General features: G+C 39.8%; 20 protein-coding genes. 14 read left to right on the plus strand and 6 right to left on the minus strand.

Annotated elements, in window-relative coordinates:
• The first annotated feature begins 33 nt into the window (after window positions 1-33).
• On the plus strand, window positions 34-606 hold the full coding sequence (locus tag ABMA78_RS00230; RefSeq protein ID WP_392855860.1) for a 4'-phosphopantetheinyl transferase family protein: 573 nt from the start codon (window positions 34-36) through the stop codon (window positions 604-606).
• Between the two features lie 4 nt (window positions 607-610).
• Here the strand turns inward: ABMA78_RS00230 and ABMA78_RS00235 are convergent, their stop codons facing one another.
• Window positions 611-2,353, minus strand: coding sequence for a M61 family metallopeptidase (locus tag ABMA78_RS00235; RefSeq protein WP_392855863.1), 1,743 nt, complete (start codon window positions 2,351-2,353; stop codon window positions 611-613).
• A gap of 118 nt (window positions 2,354-2,471) precedes the next feature.
• Between ABMA78_RS00235 and ABMA78_RS00240 the strand changes: the two genes are divergently transcribed.
• Together ABMA78_RS00240 and ABMA78_RS00245 are read left to right on the plus strand one after the other, a co-directional pair.
• Window positions 2,472-2,909, plus strand: coding sequence for a HesB/IscA family protein (locus tag ABMA78_RS00240; RefSeq protein WP_392855864.1), 438 nt, complete (start codon window positions 2,472-2,474; stop codon window positions 2,907-2,909).
• A 3-nt stretch (window positions 2,910-2,912) separates the two neighbouring features.
• Window positions 2,913-3,713 (plus strand): LysR family transcriptional regulator, encoded by an 801-nt coding sequence (locus ABMA78_RS00245; RefSeq protein ID WP_392855867.1) that lies wholly within the window; start codon window positions 2,913-2,915, stop codon window positions 3,711-3,713.
• Between the two features lie 28 nt (window positions 3,714-3,741).
• Here the strand turns inward: ABMA78_RS00245 and ABMA78_RS00250 are convergent, their stop codons facing one another.
• Both ABMA78_RS00250 and ABMA78_RS00255 read right to left on the minus strand, forming a co-directional pair.
• Window positions 3,742-4,239, minus strand: a complete 498-nt coding sequence (locus ABMA78_RS00250) for a hypothetical protein (protein WP_392855869.1) — start codon at window positions 4,237-4,239, stop codon at window positions 3,742-3,744.
• Window positions 4,240-4,367: 128 nt separating this feature from the next.
• Window positions 4,368-6,086 carry a DUF6178 family protein gene (locus ABMA78_RS00255; RefSeq protein WP_392855871.1) on the minus strand — a complete coding sequence of 573 codons (1,719 nt, stop codon included), beginning with the start codon at window positions 6,084-6,086 and terminating at the stop codon, window positions 4,368-4,370.
• 226 nt (window positions 6,087-6,312) lie between these two features.
• Between ABMA78_RS00255 and ABMA78_RS00260 the strand changes: the two genes are divergently transcribed.
• From ABMA78_RS00260 to ABMA78_RS00300, 9 genes are read left to right on the plus strand one after another with little or no spacing between them, the layout of a single operon-like run.
• Window positions 6,313-7,017: a Crp/Fnr family transcriptional regulator gene (locus tag ABMA78_RS00260; RefSeq protein ID WP_392855873.1), complete on the plus strand. Its 705-nt coding sequence runs from the start codon at window positions 6,313-6,315 to the stop codon at window positions 7,015-7,017.
• Window positions 7,018-7,069: 52 nt separating this feature from the next.
• Window positions 7,070-9,514: a heavy metal translocating P-type ATPase gene (locus tag ABMA78_RS00265; RefSeq protein WP_392855876.1), complete on the plus strand. Its 2,445-nt coding sequence runs from the start codon at window positions 7,070-7,072 to the stop codon at window positions 9,512-9,514.
• Entirely contained in the window at window positions 9,514-9,690 is a 177-nt protein-coding gene (gene ccoS / locus ABMA78_RS00270) for a cbb3-type cytochrome oxidase assembly protein CcoS (RefSeq protein ID WP_392855879.1), read from the plus strand. The genes ABMA78_RS00265 and ccoS overlap by 1 nt, the downstream gene beginning before the upstream one ends.
• An 8-nt stretch (window positions 9,691-9,698) precedes the next feature.
• A complete protein-coding gene (ccoN, locus tag ABMA78_RS00275; protein ID WP_392858003.1) occupies window positions 9,699-11,852 on the plus strand; it encodes a cytochrome-c oxidase, cbb3-type subunit I in 2,154 nt (717 codons plus the stop codon).
• A 2-nt stretch (window positions 11,853-11,854) separates the two neighbouring features.
• Window positions 11,855-12,055: a cbb3-type cytochrome c oxidase subunit 3 gene (locus tag ABMA78_RS00280; protein WP_021267131.1), complete on the plus strand. Its 201-nt coding sequence runs from the start codon at window positions 11,855-11,857 to the stop codon at window positions 12,053-12,055.
• The gene (locus tag ABMA78_RS00285) at window positions 12,027-12,659 is read left to right on the plus strand and encodes a cbb3-type cytochrome c oxidase N-terminal domain-containing protein (RefSeq protein ID WP_392855883.1); all 633 of its coding nucleotides are present in this window, start codon (window positions 12,027-12,029) and stop codon (window positions 12,657-12,659) included. Before ABMA78_RS00280 ends, ABMA78_RS00285 begins: the two co-directional genes overlap by 29 nt.
• Before the next feature lie 18 nt (window positions 12,660-12,677).
• Entirely contained in the window at window positions 12,678-14,081 is a 1,404-nt protein-coding gene (gene ccoG, locus ABMA78_RS00290; RefSeq protein WP_392855886.1) for a cytochrome c oxidase accessory protein CcoG, read from the plus strand.
• Entirely contained in the window at window positions 14,065-14,778 is a 714-nt protein-coding gene (locus ABMA78_RS00295) for a sulfite exporter TauE/SafE family protein (RefSeq protein ID WP_392855889.1), read from the plus strand. The genes ccoG and ABMA78_RS00295 overlap by 17 nt, the downstream gene beginning before the upstream one ends.
• Complete coding sequence (locus ABMA78_RS00300; RefSeq protein WP_021266605.1) at window positions 14,769-14,903, plus strand: hypothetical protein; 135 nt, start codon at window positions 14,769-14,771, stop codon at window positions 14,901-14,903. Before ABMA78_RS00295 ends, ABMA78_RS00300 begins: the two co-directional genes overlap by 10 nt.
• A gap of 93 nt (window positions 14,904-14,996) precedes the next feature.
• Here ABMA78_RS00300 and ABMA78_RS00305 read toward each other — a convergent pair whose 3' ends face one another.
• Window positions 14,997-22,616: a beta strand repeat-containing protein gene (locus ABMA78_RS00305; protein WP_392855891.1), complete on the minus strand. Its 7,620-nt coding sequence runs from the start codon at window positions 22,614-22,616 to the stop codon at window positions 14,997-14,999.
• Between the two features lie 305 nt (window positions 22,617-22,921).
• Entirely contained in the window at window positions 22,922-23,389 is a 468-nt protein-coding gene (locus ABMA78_RS00310) for a hypothetical protein (protein WP_392855893.1), read from the minus strand.
• 157 nt (window positions 23,390-23,546) lie between these two features.
• On the opposite strand from ABMA78_RS00310, the gene ABMA78_RS00315 reads away from it, so the two are divergent.
• Window positions 23,547-24,872 carry a cation:proton antiporter gene (locus tag ABMA78_RS00315; protein ID WP_392855896.1) on the plus strand — a complete coding sequence of 442 codons (1,326 nt, stop codon included), beginning with the start codon at window positions 23,547-23,549 and terminating at the stop codon, window positions 24,870-24,872.
• A gap of 37 nt (window positions 24,873-24,909) precedes the next feature.
• Window positions 24,910-25,626, plus strand: coding sequence for a diacylglycerol/polyprenol kinase family protein (locus tag ABMA78_RS00320; RefSeq protein WP_392855897.1), 717 nt, complete (start codon window positions 24,910-24,912; stop codon window positions 25,624-25,626).
• 7 nt (window positions 25,627-25,633) lie between these two features.
• Here the strand turns inward: ABMA78_RS00320 and ABMA78_RS00325 are convergent, their stop codons facing one another.
• Window positions 25,634-25,921 (minus strand): hypothetical protein, encoded by a 288-nt coding sequence (locus tag ABMA78_RS00325; RefSeq protein WP_392855900.1) that lies wholly within the window; start codon window positions 25,919-25,921, stop codon window positions 25,634-25,636.
• Window positions 25,922-25,954: the final 33 nt, after the last annotated feature.

Below are 25,954 nucleotides of genomic sequence, written 5' to 3' on the forward strand. Positions count from 1 at the left end.
AGGCTAATTTAATTGACTTAATATTAGAGCATAATGGCAAAAGAAATGCTGATGAGCAATAAAAAATTCATGCGTAGTACATTTTTATACCTAGGCCAAAGCGAGCTTCCAGAGGGCTTTATGGCCGACAAGCGCAACGACTTCAGACTAAGTCGCTTCTGCTTATCTTCACTAACAGGCCTTAAAGATTTATCTATTATCAACCACTTACATTTAGAAGGTGATAAGAGTAAGCTCGTTTCAATTAGCCACACCAAAGAGCTTGCAGCCTGTGCGCTATGCACAAACCCTGAAGTAAAATCTGTCGGTATCGATATTGAGTGGTCTGATCGTAAGATGCGAGAGGGTACATTCAAATACTTTGTCTCTCATGAAAGAGAACTAAAGCTCCATACTCCACTTGAGATCTGGTGTATAAAAGAAGCGGCATTTAAGGCCTACTCACCATTTCACGATGATGAAAAAGAAAAGATTCTCGTCCTAACTGACTTTGAAATTATCGAACAAGGTATTTTACAAGGGCCAAATGACAGTGAGCTTATTTATGAGATTATCGAAGAAGAATATCAGGGCAGGCCATTTAAGCTTGCCCTGACAGAGTATTAATTTTTTATTTTAAGAAACTTTCTAATTTCTTTTCATCTTCAATCTTGATTTCTTTTATCTCTTTTAGGCCATTTCCAAGTGTCACTCTCAAAGTCATAAGCTTTCCTGTGCGAGCGATTAAGAAATCAATTTGATCATTTTCCTTATACATCTCTGCAATGGAGTCATAGGCCTTCTTATCAAGTCTAAGGGAATTAATGGCAATAAGTTCATCTCCAGCATTAAGGCCGGCCTTATACCCACAGCTATCTTGGCGAATAGACTTGATGATAAGCTTACCACCTTCTTCAGCGATATTTGCGCCAATATCTAATTTAGGCGTTGACCACTCAACACTTGCACCCATGCGCTTTAGATAATCTTCAAAATCAATCTCTTCCACACCTTCAACAAAGAGTCTAAACTCATCACTTACATTTTTAGAAACAAGGCCTTCTAGAATTTCAAAGAAGCCTTCTTTTGTTAAGCCAACGGCCGGCCTTTCTTTGTAGTCGGCCCAAAGTGCACGAACAAGATCGTTGATCCCCTTGCCTTCATTCTTCATAAGTGTATTTAGAATAAAGAAAACAAGTCCACCCTTTAGATAATAACTCACAGATGAGTTCTTAAAATTTTCTCCTGCACGGTAAAGTTTAATCCATGCATTGAATGATGAGTCTTCAAGAGAATGGTAACCGCGCCCAGGTGTTGCAAGGTAGTTATTGATATTCTTCTTCATGCACTCAAGATATTCTTTAAGCGAATAAAAACCACTGCGATAAGTGATTAACTGGTCAACAAAGCTTGTCATTCCTTCCGTTAGCCAGTGCATACGAGTATAATTTTCGTTCTTATAATCAAATGGCCCTAGCTCAATAGGACGGATTCTTTTAACATTCCAAAGGTGGAAGTACTCGTGAGCAACAAGCTCCATATACTCTTTGTAGCCTTTCTCTTTGGCCAAGTGGTACGGACAAAATTGCAGAACTGTTGAATCTAAGTGCTCAAGTCCACCAAAGCCACTTGGACTTAAGTGAGTGATGAAATAGTAATGATCATATGGAAGCTCGTCACCGACGATCTTTGCCGTCTCTTCGACGATTGTCTTGATATCGTCATTAAGTTTATCCATCACTTTATGTGACGCTTGTGCATGAGCAAAATCACCATAAAAAGCAATATGGTGCTCCTTATCTTGGTGCATGAAACCATAAGTTTCATGGCAGCCAATTTCAATTGGCGTATCCAGTAGTTCATCAAAGTCGGCCGCTTCATAAATAAAGTGGTCCCTTTTTTCAGAGATATCTTTTAGTGCCGTCGTCACCTTTGACCACAGAGGATTAATTTTAATTTCAACTTGTGAGCTTCCAGTCTCCCCTTCAATACCGATAAAGACACTCGGCCCATGTAAGAAAGCATGAGTGTTATCAACATGGGAAGTACGAACAGTTAGCTCATGACAATAGATCGTATAGGCAATTCTAATTTTTCCATCTTCACTAAATGAAGCAGATTGAAAACTTGGGTGAGCAAGATCAACTCTCCACTCATTCTTTGAAACCTGTTCATGAAAAAGACGATTTCCCTTTGAGTCCTCGACTTTGATTTCTTTGATATTTCGAGCGTACTCTCTCATTAAATATGAGCCAGGAGACCAAGATGGCATGTAAAAACGCACCTCGTTCGCCTTTTTATCAAGCATAGCGTCTAAAGAAATATTAACTAAGTGAGTCTGAGGGTTTGGAATATCGATTATATATTTAAGCATTTAACGCTCCTTTTATAAGCTTTGTTATACCACCAATTTATTTCAAGAAAAACCTCTTGAAAAGGATTCGTTTACTTGCTAAAAGCCCTCTAACAACACAATTTAATGGAAAATCATAATGGAAAATCGATCTGACAACGTACAGCAGTCTGGGCATTATAACATCGACCGCTCGCAAATTATTCTCCCGCAACTGACTTTCACGCAGATAGCACAAGATCAACTTAATCTTATGCTTGAAAATGATTTCACTCTACAGGGGAAATACTTAAGAATTCTTATTAGCGGTAAAGGATGTGAGGGATTCAAGTACTCAATTGGATTTCACAACTTAAATGACGATGACTTTCTAATCCCTGTTCCAAGCATGGATATTGAAGTTATTATCGACCCATTTACAGCTTTCTATCTAGGTGAAACTCTCATTGATTATCAATTTAATTATATCAATGATGAAGAAGGCTTTATTGTGACAAATAAACAGCAAGAAGAATTCCAAGGAAAGTTTTGGCGAAAAGACAAAACAAAGATTCCTCCAAAGGCCGAGGTTCAATAAAAAATGGACTATCGTTACCTCAGGGCGTTTACACTTACTGCAAAATACTTAAGCTTTTCAAAAGCTGCCGCAGAACTAAAGATTGCACAATCAGCGGTTTCAAGACAAGTTAAACTCCTTGAAGAGTCCATGAATGAGGAACTTATCATTCGTTCGAGTAAGAAGGTAATTCTTACGAAGAAGGCCAAGCAGTTGCTAAAATCGATTGACCAATTTGAAGATAGCCTAGGAAATATTTTTGAAACCACTCAGGAGCGCCCAGTACATATTGGGATTCTCGATGGGCTTCTAGTTAATTGGTTTAATCCCATTCTTGCAAAGTATGCAAAGAATTATAAGAGAGATATCTTCATTCACGTGGCCGACAGTCCGGCCCTAAGACGTGGAATCGAAGATGGTATTTACGATATCATTTTCTCAACTGATAATTTTCAATCAGACCTCACTTCTTCTTTAAAACTTTTTGAAGAGAAGTTCGTCATTATTTCAAACGAAACAATTAACAAGAGAAAGCTTCACGAACATACGTGGATTGTTTTTAGTGAGCTAGACCATCTTCATAAGCTCTCGACAAAGGCACCGCCTAAGAAGATTGTTGTGGACTCACTTGAGAGTATCAAGGCCCTTGTAAAGCACGGTGTTGGAATTGCAGTTGTGCCTGATCACACGCTTTCTAAGCACGATAATTTTGTTACAGAGCCTGTTAGTGGACTTAAGAATATGAATATCTATATGACCACTTTAAGCTATAAGAATAGGCCTGCATTTTTAAAAGAATTTATTAAGATTTTAGAAACGAAATAAAAAAGGCGAACAATGTTCGCCTTTTTTATTATTTTCTTTTGATGTCCTTGATTCCAACAACACCAATTAGGAATACTTTATTTGAGATGAAGTGAAGATTCTTAGTCTTTCTATTTTCAAAGTTAAAAAGCCAGTCTTCTCCAACTCTTTCAACTGATGCCGAATACTTTTTTCGACTATCATTAACACCACTATAAAGAGTATCAATTTCAATATCACCACCGTCTGATGGATTTAGGTTACTAACAGTAATCCTAACAACATCACGATCGCTTCTTCTAACTAAGACAACACCTTTCATCACTTGCTCTAGTGAATAAGTGTCAGTTCCGATGATTTTCCCCTTATCAGAGAACTCCTTCTTATAGACTGATGTAACCTCTCCGATTTCCTCATCAACATTTACACCTAGATGATAGAAGCTCTTATCTTCATCATTTGTAATGTGAACAAGTTTAACCTGTGCTGCCATAAGTGAAGTCGTGGTAACAACGGTTAAAAGAAGTAATTTCATCAATGATTTCATATTCATCTCCCTCTCAATTTGATAAGGCATATTGCCATTAATCGCATGCTAATGGGAGAGAAAATTTTACAACTATGTAAGAAACACACGACTTCAAACATTAGCCAAAGCTAATATCGAGAATTAGTCTAGCTTAACGTATTAAAAATAATAGGCCCACCAACGTGTTTGAATTCATCATCGCGAAGATCAGCGAATTCATAACCCGATAAATGGTCGTGTAATATTTTCAGGATATACTCATTAATATTCTCAATCTGATCAAGGCCAAAGGTTTGAGCAAAGCCGGCCACCTTTTGCGTAATATAATCATTCTTGAAAATACCAGAGCTTAAATTAGACTTCTTAGAGAACTCTCTAAACTCTTCAATTGAAACACCCATCTTGCGTGAGTCATCCTTGTCAAATTTATCAAGGCTATAGTTGATAAGAGTTGAAAGAATTATGGCCTCAAAGTCAATTGAGTTAATATCGTAATTTAGATAGAAATTATCAGAAAGCATGCCGTCATCTTTAAGAGACAGGTAAGTTTCTTTTAATGTCTTAATGAAAGGCATTAGCTCTATAAGAAGCTTGCACTTACTTTGTAACTTCTTCCAAACCTCAACATTATTTACCACAACAATTTTATTATCATTGTCACGATACTTCACAAGGTCGCTAAAGAAGTCATCTAGGAATAGATCAAATGAAGCCCCTAGGAAGTTCTCTTCCGAGTCCTCAAAAAGGTGATTTCTTAAGGCCTTCTTTACATCCTTTTGTAGGATACGAATTAGTGAGTTTCCGATCTTATAGATATCAGTGAAATCAAAGTACTCGAAAATGCTTTCATCACCGAAGTTTCGAATATCTTTAATATAAGACATTCCAAGAAGAATAAGCTCGCGGTTTTGATTACCAATACGAGTCATGGCAACAGGGCCATCTTTTAAAACACCGTAGTATTCCATACTTGCATTGAGCATACGAATAAAGTTGAAATGTAAGTAGCTAAAGCGCTTCTCATCTTCCACTTTATTGAGCTCATCATGGATACTTCCAGCATTCTTTTCAAAGGCAATAATCGAGTTCTGATGCAGAGTTTGCATCTTTCCCTTAGTTGTAATATTTCCAGTTAGAGGCTGCTTCTTATTGATAAAGAGGTCGATATGGCCAATTGAAGGAAATGGATTAACCACTTGCAGGGCCTCAAAATAATCAACGAAACCGTAGTCTCTAAGCCTTTCTTTCTTATCTTGGTACTGATTCTCGTTATAGATCATATAATCTTCAGAGATCATTTTAAAGAGGTGCTGGTAAGCGGCTTCAACACCAACTTCAGTGTAGAGGTCCTTGATGAGTTGGCGAACCTCATCAACAATATCGCAATCTTCATCAAATTCAAAAAGAAGAAGATTATCTTCTGTTAAGAAGTAATTGTCGTGATCATCAGGATATAGAGGATCTTCAACATCAAAGGTCCAAACATTGAAGCGTCCTTTAAGGAAAAGAATGAACTGATCTGACTTGACGAATTCATAGCGAATTTCTTCATCTGGGCACTTGGCAACAGTGCTCACCCAAGATGTGAATTCATTGACATCGAGTTCATCTTTTGACCAAAGGTCTATATCGTAGAAGGTTTCTCTTTGCTCTTTAGAAAGTAATTTAAGAGCATGAGACTTTACTTCGATTGGCAGGGCCTTAACGGATACATAAAGAGGCTGAACAGGAAGTTTCTCAAGGCTCTCTCCCTTAGAGATATAGCTATTTACTAGCTCCATCGAAGTGTAGGCCTTAGATTCCTTAAGAATTAAAGAGATTACATCTGTTGCTGGTAATTTATCTTCGTGTTTTTTGTCGCTCATATATCCGCCATTATATCAAATAAGCCTTTAATTTAAGCTATTTAACATAAGTTGTTAACCTAAATCTAAAGTTTGTACTGCACAACAGTAAATAACTAAAAATATTAAGAAGAAAAAGCACTTCTAACACGAAAACATGATATTCGTCATATTATTTCCCCTATAACTTATTTAATTTAGATATATGAAGTGATAAGATGGATTTAACCAAGAAAAGGTATAGATTATGGAAAAGAGACAGTGTGTAGATTGCCCATCAAGAGAGTTAGGAATCTTCTGTGGGTTATCAAATGATGAAGCCGCTAAAGTGTCACTTACAGCTTCTTCTCTAAAATTTAAACGTGGTGAAAAGCTATTTTCTCAGGGAAATCGCCCTGCGGGAATCTACTGTGTTCAGTCAGGTAATATTAAGCTGACAAAGACAGGCTCTGATGGAAAAGAGACAATTGTAAGAATTGCTCAACATGGAGATGTTATCGGTCACAGATCACTATTTACTGCTCAAGACTTCAATGGAACGGCAACGGCCATTGATAATGTTTCTGTATGCTTTATTGATAAACCAAGCTTATTAAAATTAATTAATGATAAACCGGCAATCGCTCTTGAACTAATTAATAAATTAAGTCGCGACATGGGAATTGCTGAAGAGCGCTCAAGTGCTTTTCACCAAAAGAATGTTCGCGAGAGAATTGCTAGACTTCTCCTCGACCTTGCCAAGACTCACGGTAACACTCTTATCAACGGCGAAGTTCAAATCGAACTTAAGCTAACAAGAGAAGAAATGGCCACGATGATCGGTACGGCCAATGAAACACTCATTCGCATTATTTCTGAATACAGAAAGGATGGGCTAATTGATCAGAATGGTAAGTTAATCATCATCAAGGACGCTGTAGAACTAGAGAAAAGAGCTGAAGGCGTTTATTAAAGTTTTACTATTTTAAGTTTATAAAAAAAAGATAACTAACAAGAATAGAGAGATGGATATCCAAAGTATCACAAGCAAGAGTCAGTCTTGCGAGGCAGAAGTGTGCCTTCACTGCTCTGAAGAAATTGCCCCTGGTGAGCTCATCACTAATGAAAGAGATGGCAAATTGGAAAAGTTTTGTTGCTACGGGTGTATGAGTGTCCACTCTCTGCTTCTTAGTAATAACCTTGAAGACTTTTACCGTTATCAAAATGAGCAAGGCTCTCAAGCAAATAGCTTAAAAGAGCGTCCTAGTAACTCGAAAAGTAAGTTTGAATATATGGATAGCGAAGCCTTCATTCGTGAATACGTCACAATTGAAGAAGATAAGCTTAAGGTTCACTTCCTATTAGAGGGTGTCCACTGCTTTGCCTGTATCTGGCTTATTGAAAGAATTTCAAAATTAGAAAACTCGGTCATCGAGGCCCAGGTCAATATTGGAAACAACTTAGGTAGCTTCACAATTGATACAAAGAGGCCATATTCGATTGCAAAGCTTGCTGCGACACTTGCGCAACTTGGCTACACTCCTCACCCATTTAATATTGAAAAAGATCAGGAAAAGAAATTAAGTGATCGTCGCGATATTCTGCAAATTGGAGTCGCTGCTTCGGCCATGAGTAATATCATGATCTATGCGGTATCCAACTATGCTGGAGCAACTGGTGATTACGTTAAGTTATTTGATGGAATCAGTTTTGCATTTTGTCTTCCGGTCATTCTCTATAGTGCAAAGCCTATTCTAGTGAATAGTGTTAGCGCAATTAGACTAAGAAGCACAAATGTTGATATTCCACTGGCCATGGCCATTGTCTTTGGATTCTTACTTTCAGCAATAAATTTCTTTAGAGAGTCGGGCCCAGTTTACTTTGATTCAATCACAACACTTATCTTTCTAATTCTACTTTCTCGCTACTTTGTAAAAATGCTGACTCAAAAGTCCATGTCAACAAAGGGGATCTCTTCACTCTTTCTAAACACAGGTGTGAAGAAGATTGTTGGCGGTGCAATTAAGCATGTTTTTTCTAACGAGGTAGAAGTTGGAGATCACGTTGTCTTTGAAGAAGATGAAAGAATTATCTATGACGGAAGGCTTGCTAGTGAGAAGGCCCTTATTCTTAACTCAATCAACACTGGGGAAAGCCGCCCATTAGTAGTCAATAAAGGTGACTTCATTGCAGCAGGAGCAGTAAGCCTAAGCAATGACCTAGCACTTGAAATTAGTGCCATTGGAACACAAACAAAACTAGGAAAGAATCTTTCTGCTATTGAAAATAATACAATTGTAAAAAATCCTGCCAATGTTTGGGCACAAAAGATCTCACGCTATTTTACAATTGGAATTATCCTTCTAAGTATCGTGGCCCTTACTCAAGGCTTAGTGACAGGAGACCTCTCAAGATCATTTGAAGTCATCCTAGCAATTTTAATTGTTGGCTGCCCATGTGCTTTTGCCATGGCCACACCAATCGTAGTTGCAACTCGAATTAATAAACTTAAGTCATACGGAATCTACGTTAAAAACGAATTGAGCCTTGAAGAGTTAAATAATGCCAAGAATATCATCTTTGATAAGACAGGAACTCTGACAAAGGGGAAATTTGCGGTTAGCTCATTTTCGAATCACTCACAAATGAGTGATGAAGAGGTTCTTGCCTTAACATTCACACTTGAACGAGCGGCCCAACACCCTATCGCCTTTGCTTTAAAAAAATACTCAAAACAAAAAATATCGAACGAGAGTCTTTTAAAGTATGCAGATATTGTTGCTGAAGTTGTCACTGGAAAAGGTGTTCAGGCACAAATTGATGAAATAACTTACTTTATCGGAAAAGGCCTTCTTGACGGCGAGATTGCACTTTATGCAAATAGCGAAGTCATTGCAACTTTCAAGATCGAAGATAGTATCAGACCTGAATCAAAGGATCTCGTTAGCTTCTTACAACAACGAGGTATCGATATTCACCTCTCAACAGGTGATGCCTCAGAGATGGCCAAAAAGATCGCAAGTGAAGCCGGAATTAATGAGACTAGCCTCTATATCGAACAAAGCCCAGAACAGAAGCTAGAGCTTGCTGACAAGCTAGAAAACGTTGTCTTTGTTGGTGATGGCGACAATGATGCCTTGGCCATGATTAAGTCTAACGTGTCCATTGCTATTGGTGCACAGGCCGATATTGCCCTTAGAAGCTGCGATATCTATCTGCCACAAGAAGATCTAAATTTAATAAAAGTCTTATTTAAAGTTGCACGTAATGTGAAAGGTACTTTACGCCGAAATATTATGTTTGCAGTTACATATAATATTGTAGGAATTACATTAGCGCTTATGCATATCATTACTCCTCTGCATGCTGCGATCTTAATGCCTATCAGTTCTTTAACAGTTCTTCTCTCAAGTACATTGCCATTAATTGGATTTGATAAGAGAATGTTAAAAAATAAAGGAAAAAGCTGATGGAAGTCATTATCGTTCTATTACCAATTGCAATATTCTTAGCAGTAGGATTCCTATTGATTTTTATTTGGGCAACTAAGTCAGGTCAATATGATGACTTGGATACGCCATCCATTAGAGTTTTATTTGAAGAAGAGAATAATAATATTGTTCACAACCAAAAAAAGGAAGAATGATTATGAGCATGAGTACGAATGCCAATCTAGAAGAGTTCTCGTATAACGATAAGATATCGAAAGCTTTTCTAATGGCGACAGTTTTCTGGGGGGCGATTGCACTATTTATGGGTGTTTTCATCGCTTTTCAATTGGCCTATTGGAAACTTAACCTAGGTATAGAATGGACAACTTTTGGCCGTCTAAGACCACTTCACACAAATGCTGCAATTTTTGCATTTGTTGGAAACGGGATGTTTCTTGGGGTTTATTATTCAACTCAAAGGTTATGTAAGGCGAGAATCTTTTCAGATTTCTTATCTTGGGTACACTTTTGGGGATGGCAGCTGATTATTGTTTCAGCAGCACTAACACTACCACTAGGTATTACAACAGGGAAAGAGTATGCCGAACTAGAATGGCCAATTGATATTGCCATTGCAGTTATTTGGGTTGTCTTTGCAGTAAACTTCATTGGTACGCTAATTAAGAGACGTGAACGTCATATGTATGTGGCCCTTTGGTTCTACATTGCAACAATTGTAACAATTGCTGTTCTTCACATCTTTAACTCTCTTTCTGTACCAGTTAGCTTTTTAAAGTCTTATCCTGTTTACGCTGGTGTTCAAGATGCGATTGTTCAATGGTGGTATGGGCACAACGCTGTTGCCTTCTTCCTAACAACTCCGTTCTTAGGTATCATCTACTACTTCTTACCAAAAACAGCTAATCGTCCAATCTATTCATATAGACTTTCGATTATCCACTACTGGTCTTTAGTATTTATTTATATTTGGGCAGGTCCTCACCACCTTCTATACTCATCTGTTCCAGATTGGGTACAGACACTTGGTATGACTTTTTCAATTATCCTATGGATGCCTTCTTGGGGTGGGATGATCAACTTTCTTCTAACACTAAGAGGTGTTTGGGATAGAGTTAGAACTGAACCAATCTTAAAGTACTTTGCTACTGCTGTAACTTTCTACGGTATGGCAACTTTTGAAGGTCCACTACTTTCAATTAAATCGGTAAACTATATTGGTCACTTCACTGACTGGGTTGTAGGTCACGTACACGCTGGTACAATCGGTTGGAACTACATGCTAATTGTTGGTGTCCTTTATTACTGTGTCGAAAAACTATGGAAGACAGAGCTATACTCTAAGAAAATTGCAAACGCACAATTCTGGTTAGCAACAATCGGTCTTCTACTTTATATGATGTCAATGTGGGTTGCTGGTATTACTCAAGGTCTAATGTGGCGTGCAGTAGATGCTACAGGAAAACTTGTTTACCCTAACTTCATTGAAACAGTTATTAAAGTTATTCCAATGTACTGGGTACGTGCATTTGGTGGTGTATTTGTTTTACTTGGTTTCTTCTTAATGATCTTCAACCTATGGATGACTTATAAGAAAGCTAAGTATGCAAACAAAGACAAAGAAGAATCACAAGAAGTGTTTAAAGCGGCACCTATTTCAGCTCACCCTGAAGATGCGAATGCTGAAACTCACAGAAAGCTTGAGGGGCTTCCTGTAACTTTTACTGTTCTAACTTTAATTGCAATCGTTGTTGGTGGAGCAATTGAAATTATCCCTTCAATGCTTTCAAATAAATTTGTCGAAGTAGACCCAAGAGTTAAACCATACACTCCACTAGAGCTTATGGGACGAGATATCTTCGTTAAAGAAGGATGTTACGTATGTCACTCTCAACAAATTCGTCCAACAGTTGCTGAGAAACTACGTTACGGAAACCCTTCAACTGCTGCGGAATCTGTATACGATAGGCCATTCCAATGGGGATCACGTCGTATTGGACCAGACCTTGCTCGCGTTGGTGGAAAATACAATGATATGTGGCACTACCGTCACATGATCAATCCACGTGAAGTAACTGCTGGATCAATCATGCCTAATTATGATTGGCTAACTAAGAAGAAAGTTAACTTCAAAATGCTTCCGAAGAAAATGGACGTTATGGTTGCCCTAGGTACTCCATATAGCGAAGATGAAGTAACAAATGCAATTGATCTTGCAATGGAGCAAGCAACTCAAATCACTAAAGGTTTAAATGAGTTTGGTGTTCCAATGAAAATGCAAGATAAGGAAATCATCGCACTAATTGCGTATCTACAAAGACTTGGGGTCGATACAAAAGAATCGAAGTCAGAGGAATAGAGATGAAATCTGAAGTAATGCAAAATATGCCGTGGGAATGGATGCCAGCAGTGTCGCTATTCATTTTCGCGGCCATCTTCTTGGGCGCCTTCTTCTGGTCAATGAGACCGGGCTCAAAAGAGCTTTATGAAGAAGTTGCCAACAATGCACTTTCTGACGGCGAGGCAGTCGTTAATGAAAACAAAGGAAGCAACAATGACTAACGAAAATAACAAATCGAAGCAAGAAAATATCGTACTTGAAGATGAGAAAGATCTTGTTATGGATCATGAATACGATGGTATTCAAGAGCTTAACCACCCTCTACCTAGCTGGTGGACAGGTGTTTGGGCACTTTCATTTATCTTCTCTATCCCATACTTTATGTATTACGTCCTAATGGACGGGCCAACTCTTTTGGATACATACAAAATGGATATGGCGCAAATGCAAAAGATCATCGATGCTGAAGCAGCAAATACTGCAAACTTTGATATCCAAGCATACGATAGCTACGTAGCAACACCTGCTGCAAAAGAACTTGGTAACACTGTCTTTATTGAAAACTGTGCAGCTTGCCACCTTGACGATGGTGGTGGGGATATCGGTCCAAACTTAACAGATAAACACTGGATTAATATTACTAAACTTGATCCAGAACAAATCTATAAGTTTGTTGTTCATGGTAATGAAGATATGGGGATGCCTGCTTGGGGAGACATCCTAAGTAAGGAAGACATCATGGCCGTTACTGACCATGTAATAGCACTGCAAGGAACAACTCCTGCAAAAGCTAAAGAGCCACAAGGTGAGCTACTTAGCGAATAAAAATTAAAAGAGAAAGAAATGGCAAAGAAATCACAATTTGAATTACACGAATCGAGACTAGGTACAACTGATGACAGTGGACACCGCGTCTTCCTGTTTCCAGAAGAAGTAAAAGGTATCTGGAAAACCAGGCGTGAGATATTCTATTGGTTTCTAATTTTTGTCTATCTCGTCTTGCCGTGGATATATATTCAAGGAGAACAAATGATTCTCCTTAATATCCCGGCCAGAGAGTTTTCATTCTTTACATACAAATTTTATGCCCACAATGCGCCTATTTTAATATTTGTGATACTCGGTTTTCTATTTTTTATCGGGTTTATCACAAGTATTTTTGGGCGCGTTTGGTGTGGTTGGGCATGTCCTCAAACAGTTTTTATCTCATCTATTTTCCTCAAGCTTGAGGCCCTTATTGAAGGGAAGCCAAGAGCGAGAAAGAAATTAGCTGAAGGGCCGTGGACGAAAGAGAAAGTTATTAAGAAATCACTTAAGTGGATTGCTTTCCTTGCCGTCTCTCTACATATCTCACATACATTTCTGGGATACTTTGTAGGAACACATCACCTACTCTCTGTTAGTTTCCAAAACCCAGCAGAGAACTTCACTCTATTCACAATCATGCTCCTTATTACAACAATTGTCCTTTTAGACTTCGGTTGGTTTAGAGAGCAGTTTTGTATTATCGCTTGTCCTTACGGAAGAATGCAGTCTGTAATTATGGATGAGAATTCACTGGCAATTCTATATGATGAAAGACGTGGAGAGCCAAGACGTCAACCAGGAATGAAACCTGAAGAGCATGGTGATTGTATCAACTGCTATGCTTGTGTTAAGGCCTGTCCAACAGGAATTGATATCAGACGTGGTGTCCAACTAGAATGTATCGCTTGTACAAATTGTATCGATGCATGTGACGACATCATGTTAAAAACGAATCGACCAAAAGGGCTCATTCGTTACGACACTCAAAGTAATATTGAAGGAAAGGGCCGCCATATTTTTTCAATTAGAAATATCGGCTACCTTGTTGTTCTTATAGGTCTAATCATCGGATTTGTTTATAGTCTTTCTTTATCACAAGGGATCACAACGACAGTTCTAAGAGGGCCAGGAACACCGTTTACGGTAAGTTCTCCGACGACAACAAGAAACCACTTTCATATCGTTATTGAACAAAGTGGTGATATTGTCGAAAGAAATATCGAAGTTGCAGTCCAAGGTATTAAAGAAGGCTCTTACGAGTTAAAAATGCCAAGAAACCCTTTCGTTTTCAAATCGAATCACGAAAGAAAAATTGTCTTCATCGTCTTTAACAATGAAGTACTAACTAACGGAAGCTTAAAATTTAATTTCATCATAAAAGATCTCGACACAAATGAAGAGATCATTAAAGAGGCGGTACTCGTTGGACCAGTTAAGTAGTCTACAGGGAATCTCTCCATACGTTATCATAAGCGCAGGTCTTACAATGGGGCTTGTTGCTAATTTCCACTGCGTGGGAATGTGTGGCGGAATTACCATGGCCGTCTCTAAGTCCTTTAGTCAAAACATGTCCTACCAAGTAGGAAGACTTCTGGGCTACATGGCCACAGCACTGGTTATCCCGGTGCTTGGCTTTACAATCTTAGATATCAAATCAAACCCATATCTTATGCTTTTTTCAGGTTTGAGTATTGGTTTGATCTTAATTTGGATGGGACTTAAAAGGCTTTTTAAATTCTCAAATTTCAAATTTGCTCAAACAGTTTCACAAAAATTACACAACTTGAATGCCAAGCTTTGGCCAAAGATTTCAAAGAAAGTTGGAAATAAACCTCACCTCTTTAATTTTTCAATTGGAAGCATCAGTGTTCTTCTTCCATGTGGGCTTTTATGGGCGATGTTAGCACTAGCGATAAGTGCGGCCTCACCTGCACTAGCAGCACTCTTTGTATTCTTCTTTTGGCTAGGAACACTTCCGGGACTATTATTTGGGCCAAGTGCCATTAGAAAGATAAAATTCCCAAGTAGAATTCAAGCTGGTGTCCCTTACCTATTTTTAATTATTGGAACTGCTACAATCGTCTACCGCGTGTATATGATGTGGAGTCCAGCGCCAGGAGCGCCAACATGTCACTAAAGAAAATGATAACTAAATTTTTTCAAGATCCAGAGTTCTATGCATTTAACTTTTTGCTCTTCACTGTGATCATCCTCTTTCCTTGCCTACTCGTTGCTTTAACAGTTAAGTACTGGTCTTGGTAAGAGGGTGCCATGCTCCTTTGGTTTCGCACTTGCTAAATACGAAAACACAAAGATATTTTTTAGCAGGTGCGAAACCAAAGGTGCATGGCACGCTTACGGAATAACTGTATAATCGACGCTACCAACTCCACCATCACGACTGGCATCGGCACCAAGGCCACCAGAGGCATCAGCAAGTCCAAGCCAATTATTCGTTCCACAATTTACGTGAATACGGCCACCACCCCCACCTGATCCGCGATAACCTGTCGTATTTGACCCACCAATTGTTGATATATTTCCACTACCATCACAAGTTAGGCCCTTTACATAAACCGAACCACCAGCACCAGAGCCACCTGTTGCTCCAGAGAGGTTTCCGTTAACACCATTTGAATCGACTACAGCGGAAATATTAACATTGGCATCTGAAACTAACCAGATGACACCACCACCAGCACCACCACTGTAATCACCCGAGTCATCACTTCCACCACCAGAACCCGGAGTATTTGGCTCAGTTGCACTACCATATGTAATTCCACTATTAGTACAATAACCATTTCCACCGGCTCCAGCGTGTCCTCCCGCTCCGGCCGGATTATTTCCACTTGAACAGGCAAGTCCACCTGCCACTCCATATCCATTATGACCAATTCGGCCAGGAAGCTCCCCTTTACCAAGAGAAGAAATAGATGCATTCACATTAATGTCTCCGATTGCATAGACATCAGGAAGCCCAGCTTCAACAGCTCCATCAAAAGTGACAACACCACCTGAATGGATTTGAGTAATATCTTTACTTGCAGAAATTAAACTAGAAGTTGCTGTTGAGAAATTCCCACTAACATCAAAACCTACATCAGTATTATTTCCATAAACTCTAAGAGTCATAGCTGTATCAAGAATAAAGTTTCCGGCACCTGTAAAGCTTTGCACACCACCTAGTGTTAGGTCGTTACTAACGGTACAAGTTGAGGCAAAGTCACCTGTTGTACAAATTGAGTCCTGATCCATTAATGATACATAGAATGAACCTTCATCAATTCCACGATCGTTATTTTTCATATCAATTGTTCCACCATATTGATAGACACCACTAATGTCTGTCATCGTGATAGCAATTCGGCCCGCACCACCATGTCCACTTGAAGATCCAGTTGCAGAACCACCTTGAGCGGCCATTGATCCATTTCCAGTAATTGAACCAGTATTGATCCAAATTGAACCACCAGAACCACCTGAACCATAGTTTCCTGATATATAAGTACCATTTCCACCATTAGCTAAAATTGCTCCCGTGAAATTTGTTAAGTTTGAAATAGAAAACTTAACGGCACCACCACCGTCACCTCCGGCAGCATGAGCATGACGTCCACCACCTGAACCGAAATCAGTTGGTGCAGTTTCATCTCCATACAGATTTCCCCAAGTATTGGCACTATAACCTTGGCCACCAATACTTCCATAACTAGCAGCACCGCCATGATTATTCCCACCACTAGAGTCTTTCCCTCCACCTGGTCCGGACGTACTCGTATAACCTCTTTGCGAAACATCAACTGTTCCAGCAAGATCGAGATTTGTTGCAATAAAGTCCGCAAGGTTAACCTTCATCGTGGCACCGGCTTCAATCGTTGCATTTCCAGATATATCGAAAGTGTACTTATCACGATTTTGGGACTGAATCGTTGCACCAGATTTCACTAGTAGATCACCAGTAACGTTAATATTTGTAGCGCTATCATAGAGATAAATATCATTATTTAAAGTTAAGTTACCAGCAAAGAGATCACTCGGTAGCCACTTAGCATTGTTAATTTCACAAGTCGTTCCACTTGTTCCAACATCACAGAATTGGTCTAATGTTGAGTAAGCAAAATATAGAGTTCCAGAATCTCCTGGATGAGTTGAAGTACCAGGCCCATAGTCAAAAAATCCAGAAAATGTATTAGTTGAAGTTGTGATATCAATTGATAAGCGACCGCCTGATCCTGAACCAGCACCACGTCCACCAGAGTTACCGCCTTTGGCCTGAATATTACCTGTACCAGTAAAACTTGTATTAGCAGTAATCCAAATGGAACCACCAGCACCACCACCAGCAGCGTAAATACTTGCACCTAAACCAGCATTGGCGTCGGCCTTAATCTCACCATCAACATTAACAGTATCAGCAATAATTTTGATGGCACCACCACCATTACCACCTCGGTAATTTCCAGATGAACCACCACCTGAACCAAAAGTGACAGGAGCAGTTAAGCTACCATATGGACTATTTCCACCAGCAGTCGATGTTGCGTTTTCACCATTTCCACCATTTCCACCGTGCGCCCCGCCCCCAGCTTCATCATTACTATTTGTGAGTCCAGGAGAAGGCCCAAAACCTTCTTCAAGGCGATTTCTAGAACCGTAGTACCCAAGTCCAACTGCACTAATTAGGCCACCAGATTGAAGATCAAAAGCAGATGTTTCAAGAAGAGATAGGTTCGCATTAATTGATGATCCATTCTCAATTGTGATGGCCGTATCGGCCGCAATTGAAATCGATTTAAGATATTCTGTATAAGAAATACTTGAGCCAGCTTGAAGGCTTAGGCTTCCTGTTAAATCAATCGAGAAATTTCCATTATGGCCTTGAATTGCAAGCCCTGCACTTGGAGATAGAATAAGATCCGCACCAGTGAGAACAATATTATTTCCTAATGGTTTAGTTGCAGCAATTGTACAAGTAGTTGCGAAATTACCACTATCACAAATGGCATCATTAGTTGAAAGTCCTAAGTGAAATGTTCCAGGGCCACCGTGCTTACTACTAGATCCACCATTAGTATTAACAACACCTGTTAAGTTATAATTACTACCAGCAAGTTCAATTGAAAGCCTTCCACCAGAACCACTACCACTTCCGTAGTAATATAATTTACCTTCGCCACCAGAAACAAGAATATTTCCAGTTCCAATAATAGAGTTGGCCGCTTGAATCCAAACAGAACCTCCGGCACCACCACCTGAAGCATAAATAGAAGTGGTCGCTCCGTCATTTCCTTGTGCCAGGATATTACCATTTACAATAATATCGTTGGCCACAATCTTAATGGCCCCTCCACCATTACCACCAGAAACATTCTTAGAAGCTCCACCACCTGAACCATAGTCAACAGGATTGGTTGCACTACCATATGGAGTTTGTCCACCTAGCGTTGCTGCGCCTTCTCCGTTACCACCAGCAGATGCGTGAGCACCACCACCTGCTTCATCTGTATTATTTGAAAGTCCAGGAGAGATCCCAAAACCATCTTGACGGCCAAGACCGGCCCCAAGATATCCAAGCCCTTTTGCATTGAGGCTTGAACCTGTTTGGAGCTCAAGAGTCTGCGTTTCTAGATTTGTGAGATTGGCTATAATCATTGCATTTGTTTCCAATGTCGTATTTCCATCAGTTAAGATTTCAATTCCGCGAGCATTAGCAAGATATGTGATACTAGAGTTTGGCTTAAGAGTTAAGTTACCAGTTAGATCAAGTGCAACACCAGGGTTTAGGCCATCGATAGAAAGTGAGACACTATCTGCAATTTCTAAGTTATTTGCATTGATTGTATAATTTGCACCAATTGTTTTACTTTGATTAATAAAGCAAGTTGAAACGAGATCACCACTATCACAAATCGCTGAAGGATTTGCTAGAGCTAAATAAAACGTTCCATCTGCGGCCCTTTTCTTTCCAAGGCCACCTGTCGTTAAAACATTTCCAGAGAAGTCATAAGAAGAACCATTAAACTCAATAGCAATACGGCCCCCAGAACCACTCCCTGCTCCATAGGTATATGTCTTACCTGCACCACCAGCAGCACTAATCATTCCTGATCCAGAAAAAGAATTACTTACTTGAAGCCAGATTGAACCACCAGCACCACCACCGGCCGCATAGATTGAGCCAGAAGCACCGTCTGTACCATTGGCAGTTAGTGAGCCATTAACCGTTAGGTTATCTGTAATAATTTTAATGGCACCACCTCCATCTCCACCATCGTAACCACTTGAAGCACCCGCACTTGAGCCGTATTCAATTGGAGCGCTAGCTACACCGTAGACAACACTACCACCAGCTGTTGAAGCATTCTCTCCGTTTTCACCAACAGAAGCGTGGCCTCCACCACCTGATTCATCAGTGCCATTGCCTAACCCTGCAGATGGTCCCTTCCCATCGGCACCACCATCACGGCCTCCAGTGAAACCTCGGCCATTAAGATTAATAGCACCACCAGACTGAATATCAATATTTGTAGCATTAAGTTCTGTTATATTGGCCGCAAGTGTTCCACCAGATTCAATCACAAGATTACTTCCAATATTAAGATCAATACTTGTAGCATCAGGAGTTTGAACAAGAGCACCACTTTGAAGAGTTAAATTTCCTAAGATTGTATAAGTTACATTGGCCATGAGTGTTTGAGTGTCATTGATATAACACGTTGTTAGAATATCTCCACCACCACTACAATTTGGATAAATATTTGGGATATTTACATAGGCCGTTCCCTCAGCAACTCCACGTCCAGCAAGGTGGCTAACATTTGCATTAACAGTTGCCTGATTTGCAATAATTGAAATTCGTCCTCCAGCACCATTGGCAGCGGAGTTGGTATGACCAGAACTTCCACCAGTTGCCGTTAGTGTCGCAGCTAAAATTAAGTTATCAGCAGTTAGCCAAATTGAACCACCAGCACCACCTCCAGATATATCACTACTTTCTTGGCCATTGCCACCATTAGCAGAAATTGTTCCTGAGATATCTAAAGTATTTGTCACACTTAACTTAACGGCACCACCACCGCTTCCACCAATACGTGAACCACCAGCACCTCCACCTGAACCATAATCAACAGGAGCACTAATTGAACCATATGCAGGAGCTCCGGCCGTCCCTGCATTACCATTGAAACCATCAGTTGCGTGACCACCGCCACCACCATTATCATCAGTTCCAATACCTCCAGCTGGTCCACCACCATTGCCCATGGCACGGCCTCCGAAGTACCCCTTATTATTTACATTAATGGCACCAGAGATCGTTGCATTTGAAATCGTTGAGTCTGAAATATTAGCGTTTAGTGTTCCGGCCATATTAAAATTATTAGCAACAATATTACTAATGGCCGTCATTGCATCCATTGAGAAAACACCACCAGTGGCCATTGTGAAATCGCCGGCAGCATTATTAAAAGTAAAGTCAGAGTCAAGGCCCTTAACCCTTACGTTACCTGTTGTATCAATTGTTAAGTTACCACTTGTGAGATTTATGTCACCACCGATAACTTTAGAAGTATTAATAATACAAGTTGAAGAAAAATTTCCACTATCACAAAGTTGGTCATTGCTTGCAAGACCTAAATAGAAGCTTCCATCTGATGCGCGAGTACCAATACTTCCTCCAGAAACACCAATGGTTCCATTAAAAGTATAAACCCCAGAGTTTTGATAAATTGCAATTCGTCCAGCTGCTCCAGCTCCTGTCCCTTGTGAACCATTAATTCCACCAGCTGAACCACCATTAACAGAAACACTTCCACCACCAGTAATTGTATTTTGAGAAATAATCCATAGCGATCCACCAGAACCACCAGCTCCTTGATCACAACAACTGTTAACACCAGCACCACCTTGGGCAAGAATGCTTCCATCAATATTTAAATTAGTCGCAATAATTTTAGCGACACCACCACCGGCCCCACCGGCCTGAGCATCACCAGCACCACCACCAGAACCAAAGTCAACAGGCTCAGTTCTTGAACCATAGACAGTTGTCCCTCCACTTGAGCGGCCATCACCGCCAGGCCCTGCGTGCCCTGCTCCACCTGGGTCAGCACTTGTGTTAGAGTGTCCAAAACCTCCAGAAGGTCCACTTCCATTAGCAGCGCCACTGGCACCACCAGCATAACCTTTGCTTGAGACATCAATACTTGCACCTGCTTGAATATCAAGAGTCGTCGTACTTAAAAGAGTAAGGTTTGCAGAAATTTTTCCACCCGATTCAATCGTAGTACTCCCATCAACTTGCATAATAATTTTCTCAACAGCATTTGAAGAGATATCACCACCACTTTGAATCACAAGATTACCAGGAATATAAATGACTGTTGCATCGGCCATGGTTTGAAGATCATTTACATAGCAAGTTGTATTAACATCTCCTCCACCTGAACACGTTAAGCTCGTTCCAGAAGAAGCGATGGCCGCAGTTGTAAACGTCGTACTTTGTTGTCCAATCGTATTACTTGAAGTATCGATATAACAAACTGTTAGGCTATATTGTGTTGAAGGATCAAGTGATGAGATGGATTGCGAAAGATTAGTATTTCCAAAATCAACACCTGCGCTACAATCACTTGGCGCCGTTGTTCCTGTTGCTATTTGATATTTATAAGTTTGAAGATTTGTTGTGTTGATTACTGCGTAACTGAGGTCAATATCGTAACTATTAATGGTATCAATATTTAGAGAGTGTAAGTAGCTTGAAGTTTTTGAGAAGTTTTTAGATTCTGGACTAGATGTATTTCCGGCATTATCGGAAACTGTCGCACTTACGGTTACTGCTCCATCTGCCTGGGAGCTAAAGTCAAAGGTATCACTCCAATTCCCTCCAGTACATGCTGTTGACTTCGTCACGACATTTCCACTTAGAGTCACGCTACCATCTTCTGTACAGGTTCCTGATAAAGTAGCACTTGGGCCAAAGACTTCACCAGCTGTATTTGTAATAGTCACACTTGGAACTGAAGTATCATAATTGATCGTAGCGCTAATTGGATTATCACTGATATAGTCACCAGTTGTGGCCGTCCAAATATAAACAGTTCTTGATCCATCTGCACCTGCTGAAAAAGTAAAATCAGTTGGCTCAGTCGTCACCCAACTTCCACCAGCACATGTCGAAGTATCGGCCGGCTTTGTGGCCTGAGTTTCAGATAAACACCACATCGTCGCATAAGTATCATTTCCAACACTAAGTCCAACTGTTAAATCATTTGAGTCACTAGATGACATTGTAAGTGTTGGATCAGGCATCGAAACGTTCTTTGTCAGAGAAATCGTTTCTTGGGGCGAAGAATTTCCTGCGCTATCAGTATAGACAACATCAAAGTCGAGGGCACCATTAGGAACTGCTGCTGTATCAACATCAACACTCCATGCTCCCCCTGAACAAGTTGTCGTCGCATTTGCTGCATTTGTTAATTGAACCTCACCACCGTCTTCACTACACGTTCCACTAAGAGTAAAACTTGTTTGATTTGATTCATCAATGACAGTGGCAGGAGATGTTGTAATGGCCGTTGTTGGTGCAACGGTATCAACTTCAATAGTTCCAACAATTGGATCTTCGGAAATATGATCAGCACTATCTGCCGTCCAAACATAGAGATCACGACTCCCTTCACCAGGATTGAATGTATAAGTAGCAGGAGGAGTCGCCATCCAAACGCTGCCATTACAAGTTGCTGTGTCTGTAGGTTGAGTTGTTTGAGTTTCAGAAATACAATATTTTGTCGCACCATCTGTATTTGCGACACTAATACCAACAGTTAAGTCATTACTAAACTCCTCACTGCTAGAGTCTGAGTCTAAGAGAGAGACTGTTGGAATTGTAATACCTCCACCACCAACGATAGAGTACTTAATCTTCGAACAGGAGCTAAAAGCTATTGCTATTAGAAAGAGAAAAACGTGCATCGATATCAAACCTGTTAAATAATTTTCGTTACTCAAACAAGTTTATCGACATAAAGTAAATTTTCTTAACAATTTTTAGTATTTAGCATAACTAGCTAAAGATACTGTTCACAAATGCTAGTAATATTAGCTATTTGCAAACCTAATCTATTGAGATCTCAAGTTATGGCCATCGGCCTGATTTAGCATCGAAGATTTTCAAGCTGCCAAGCTTAGGTGCCATGCACCTTTGGTTTCGCATCTGCTAAATACGAAATAATCAAGGCAGTTCTTAGCAAGTGCGAAACCAAAGGAGCATGGCACACTTATTTACAATCACGCATGCGCTGTAGCAGCTCACTATCCTGCTCTTGAATTCGAGGTCTTAGGTACTCAACAACAGAAGAGTTTTCTTGTAGGATACGAACTAAGCGGCATAGAAAGACATTATCCTCAGCACTTTCAACAATCGACCAACCATCAACGACATTATTCGTCTCGTAGAAGAATTTAAAGAAGAGCTCTTTATATTCAAGTTTTACGTTCTTTCCGGCCTGAGCAACTAACTGCTCGCCTAGTGCCTTATCATGAACTGAAAATCCCCACGTCAGTCGATCTCCACTACCGAGATCAAGTGTTCCCTCGTATGTTTTAAAGAAGACACCTTTCTTTGTAATTCGCACTAATTTTCCAGAGCGAGTCCCATCAGATTTAGGGTAATTTAAGATTCCCCAACCTAGAAGACCTGCAATGATAGCGAGAATAAAAAGTGTGAAATAGATTTTCTTCTTCAAATGAACAACCTCGTTAAATAATTGATACTTCTATTGTAGCCATTTACATCATTAGTTGTAAAAAACTTAATCTTATTAACGCATCTTTATACCTCTTAAGTTTAATCTAGCGCCTGTGTGCGTTAAATTTCAACAAAGCCAAAGAGCGAGGTTAAATGTGTTCAACTTCATCGATTTAACAGATACCCAGGCCGTTATTCCAATACTAGGCCTGTGCCTTCTGCTTTGTCTTGTGGTAGCACGTTTTACTAAATTCATCGGTATTCCCAAAGTCAGTGGCTTCATTATGCTTGGGATTATCCTAGGTCCCTATGTCACGGGTATAATCACTCACGAATTTCTAGAAAAAACAAATTATCTTTCAGACCTGGCCTTAGGGCTCATCCTCTTCAATATTGGTGGAGAATTTAATAAGTATCTTTTACGGCGATTAAGTAACGAGCTCATCAAAGAAACGCATTATAAAGTCTTTCTGATGTTTCTTATCAGTAGCATCCTCTTTGCTACTTGCCTGCTGATATTTACCGGACTCTCCGCCGCCAATGTATTTATCATTGCCGTCATGCTTGGAATTATAAGTATTGAAGCAGCACCGCCTACTACGGTTCTTGTCATGAAAGAATATAATACTCATGGCCCGATAACTGATGCCATCATGATCCACCTTGCAGTAGTAACAGGTTTAACTATTGTTGGTAGCTTATTCTTTACATCAGTCTTTCAGGCAACGGGGCTTTGGCCCTCATCTGTTTCTTCCTATCAGTCGATTCTTTCCATGGCCAAGGAAGTTATTGGCTCCATTGCAATTGGAGTTGCACTTGGACTTCTTTTGACATGGCTTGAGAATTTTGAAAATAAGATTGGTAACTTCCTCTTTTCAATTCTTACTATGATTCTCTTTTCTCAAACCCTGGCCCATTTTTTAAACTTAAATGTACTCTTAATTTCACTAGTTCTTGGATTTACGGTGACTCAGGCTTCTTCAAAAGGGAGACTCATTCACACAACAGTAAGAGATATAGGAAGTTCACTCTATGCAATCTTCTTCGTCTACGCTGGTACTCATATAAATATTGCAGGTCTAATTTCTGAAAACGCCCTCTTTGTGATCATGTACATTGTCATTCGTACTTTTTCTGTTTTCTTTGCCCACCGTATCTTCGCTAGGCGAGTAACAACTAATGATTACAATATGTTAGGACATTGCCTCTACTCGCATGCTGGGACAGCAATAGCCATTGCCATGGCCATTCAAAAAATCCCCCATATTACGAGCGACATTATCTTTCAAACCATAATCTCCAGTATTTTCATCTTTGAAATAGCAGGTCCACTAATCCTTAAAGAAGCACTTAAACGCAGCGGAGAGGTCTCTCTAGAGTCTCTAAACGACGGGCAGTTTAGCTATGGACAGGATCGCCGTTCAATTTTTAAAATCACCAAAGACTTTATCTCGAACAGCCTCTCGGGACTAAAAAAATAGTTTTGTCAGGATTAACAACCTGAGTTAAGATGCCTATATGGATACGACGATTTCAAATAATGAAAATAACGATGTGGAAGCATCGAATAAAGATATAGCTGAACAAGTTTCACAAGAAGAAAACGAAACAAAAGAAGAGATTACGAAGACAAGAAAAGACCTACATATGCCTCGTAGGATATTTCACTTCTCGATGGGCCTCATTGCGGGGATGATCTATAAGCATTTTCTAACTCACGCCCAGGCCGTCCATATTCTTGGTATTGCTACATGTGTTTTCTATATTCTTGAACAAATTAGAATTAATTACCCAGAAAATCGATTAATGAAATTAGGTAGTCGCTACCTTTTACGTGCAGAGGAACAACTTAAAGAGTCGGCCTCGATGCCGTATCTAATGGGACTCCTTCTAACAATCCTAACATTTCCAAAAACTATTACACTTGTTGCTGTTTTCACACTTGCAGTTTGTGACCCTTTAAGTGCTATCATTGGAATTCGCTTTGGAAAGACAAAGCTAAAAGATAACCGCTCCCTTGAGGGAACTCTTGCTTTTTTAATTGCAACAGTTGCGATTCACCTGATGGTCCTTCTAAGTGTTTACGAGTTTAATATAAGAATTGCTCTTGTCACAATTTGTAGCTCTCTTGTTGTAACGGCCGTGGACTTTATGGATTTTAAAATTGATGACAACCTAACGATTCCTCTATCAACAGCAGGGGCCCTTTGGGTATTCATGGCAATCTTTCTATAATGAGACACTAAAAGAATTTCAAAAATTTCTTTTTCTTAATTTGAACACGACGGTAAAAAGCTTCGTTCTTGGCCTCGTACTTTATTTCCACGAGTCCTTCTTTGATAAATTCGTTTAGGTAGGACTCCAGTACTTCCATATTCACTTCATCAAGAAGACTGAGATCCTCACTTTTGATTGAAATGAGGAGGTTCTCCATATTCATCCACTCAAAGAACGATATATTCTCCAAGATTATTTCTTTGGCCAAATCCATATCATCATTTTGTAGGTTCTTATCGGTTTTAGAATTCACTTTAAAATTCCCCTCGCCCCATCTATTATAGAA

Origin of the sequence: Halobacteriovorax sp. RZ-2, from assembly GCF_043196685.1 — a bacterium.
Classification (GTDB): domain Bacteria; phylum Bdellovibrionota; class Bacteriovoracia; order Bacteriovoracales; family Bacteriovoracaceae; genus Halobacteriovorax_A.

Coding starts and splice junctions, on each gene's coding strand:
- ABMA78_RS00230 (WP_392855860.1), top strand. CDS start 34: ATGGCAAAAGAAATGCTGATGAGCAATAAAAAATTCATGCGTAGTACA.
- ABMA78_RS00235 (WP_392855863.1), bottom strand. CDS start 2,353: ATGCTTAAATATATAATCGATATTCCAAACCCTCAGACTCACTTAGTT.
- ABMA78_RS00240 (WP_392855864.1), top strand. CDS start 2,472: ATGGAAAATCGATCTGACAACGTACAGCAGTCTGGGCATTATAACATC.
- ABMA78_RS00245 (WP_392855867.1), top strand. CDS start 2,913: ATGGACTATCGTTACCTCAGGGCGTTTACACTTACTGCAAAATACTTA.
- ABMA78_RS00250 (WP_392855869.1), bottom strand. CDS start 4,239: ATGAAATCATTGATGAAATTACTTCTTTTAACCGTTGTTACCACGACT.
- ABMA78_RS00255 (WP_392855871.1), bottom strand. CDS start 6,086: ATGAGCGACAAAAAACACGAAGATAAATTACCAGCAACAGATGTAATC.
- ABMA78_RS00260 (WP_392855873.1), top strand. CDS start 6,313: ATGGAAAAGAGACAGTGTGTAGATTGCCCATCAAGAGAGTTAGGAATC.
- ABMA78_RS00265 (WP_392855876.1), top strand. CDS start 7,070: ATGGATATCCAAAGTATCACAAGCAAGAGTCAGTCTTGCGAGGCAGAA.
- ccoS (WP_392855879.1), top strand. CDS start 9,514: ATGGAAGTCATTATCGTTCTATTACCAATTGCAATATTCTTAGCAGTA.
- ccoN (WP_392858003.1), top strand. CDS start 9,699: ATGAGTACGAATGCCAATCTAGAAGAGTTCTCGTATAACGATAAGATA.
- ABMA78_RS00280 (WP_021267131.1), top strand. CDS start 11,855: ATGAAATCTGAAGTAATGCAAAATATGCCGTGGGAATGGATGCCAGCA.
- ABMA78_RS00285 (WP_392855883.1), top strand. CDS start 12,027: ATGAAAACAAAGGAAGCAACAATGACTAACGAAAATAACAAATCGAAG.
- ccoG (WP_392855886.1), top strand. CDS start 12,678: ATGGCAAAGAAATCACAATTTGAATTACACGAATCGAGACTAGGTACA.
- ABMA78_RS00300 (WP_021266605.1), top strand. CDS start 14,769: ATGTCACTAAAGAAAATGATAACTAAATTTTTTCAAGATCCAGAGTTC.
- ABMA78_RS00305 (WP_392855891.1), bottom strand. CDS start 22,616: ATGCACGTTTTTCTCTTTCTAATAGCAATAGCTTTTAGCTCCTGTTCG.
- ABMA78_RS00320 (WP_392855897.1), top strand. CDS start 24,910: ATGGATACGACGATTTCAAATAATGAAAATAACGATGTGGAAGCATCG.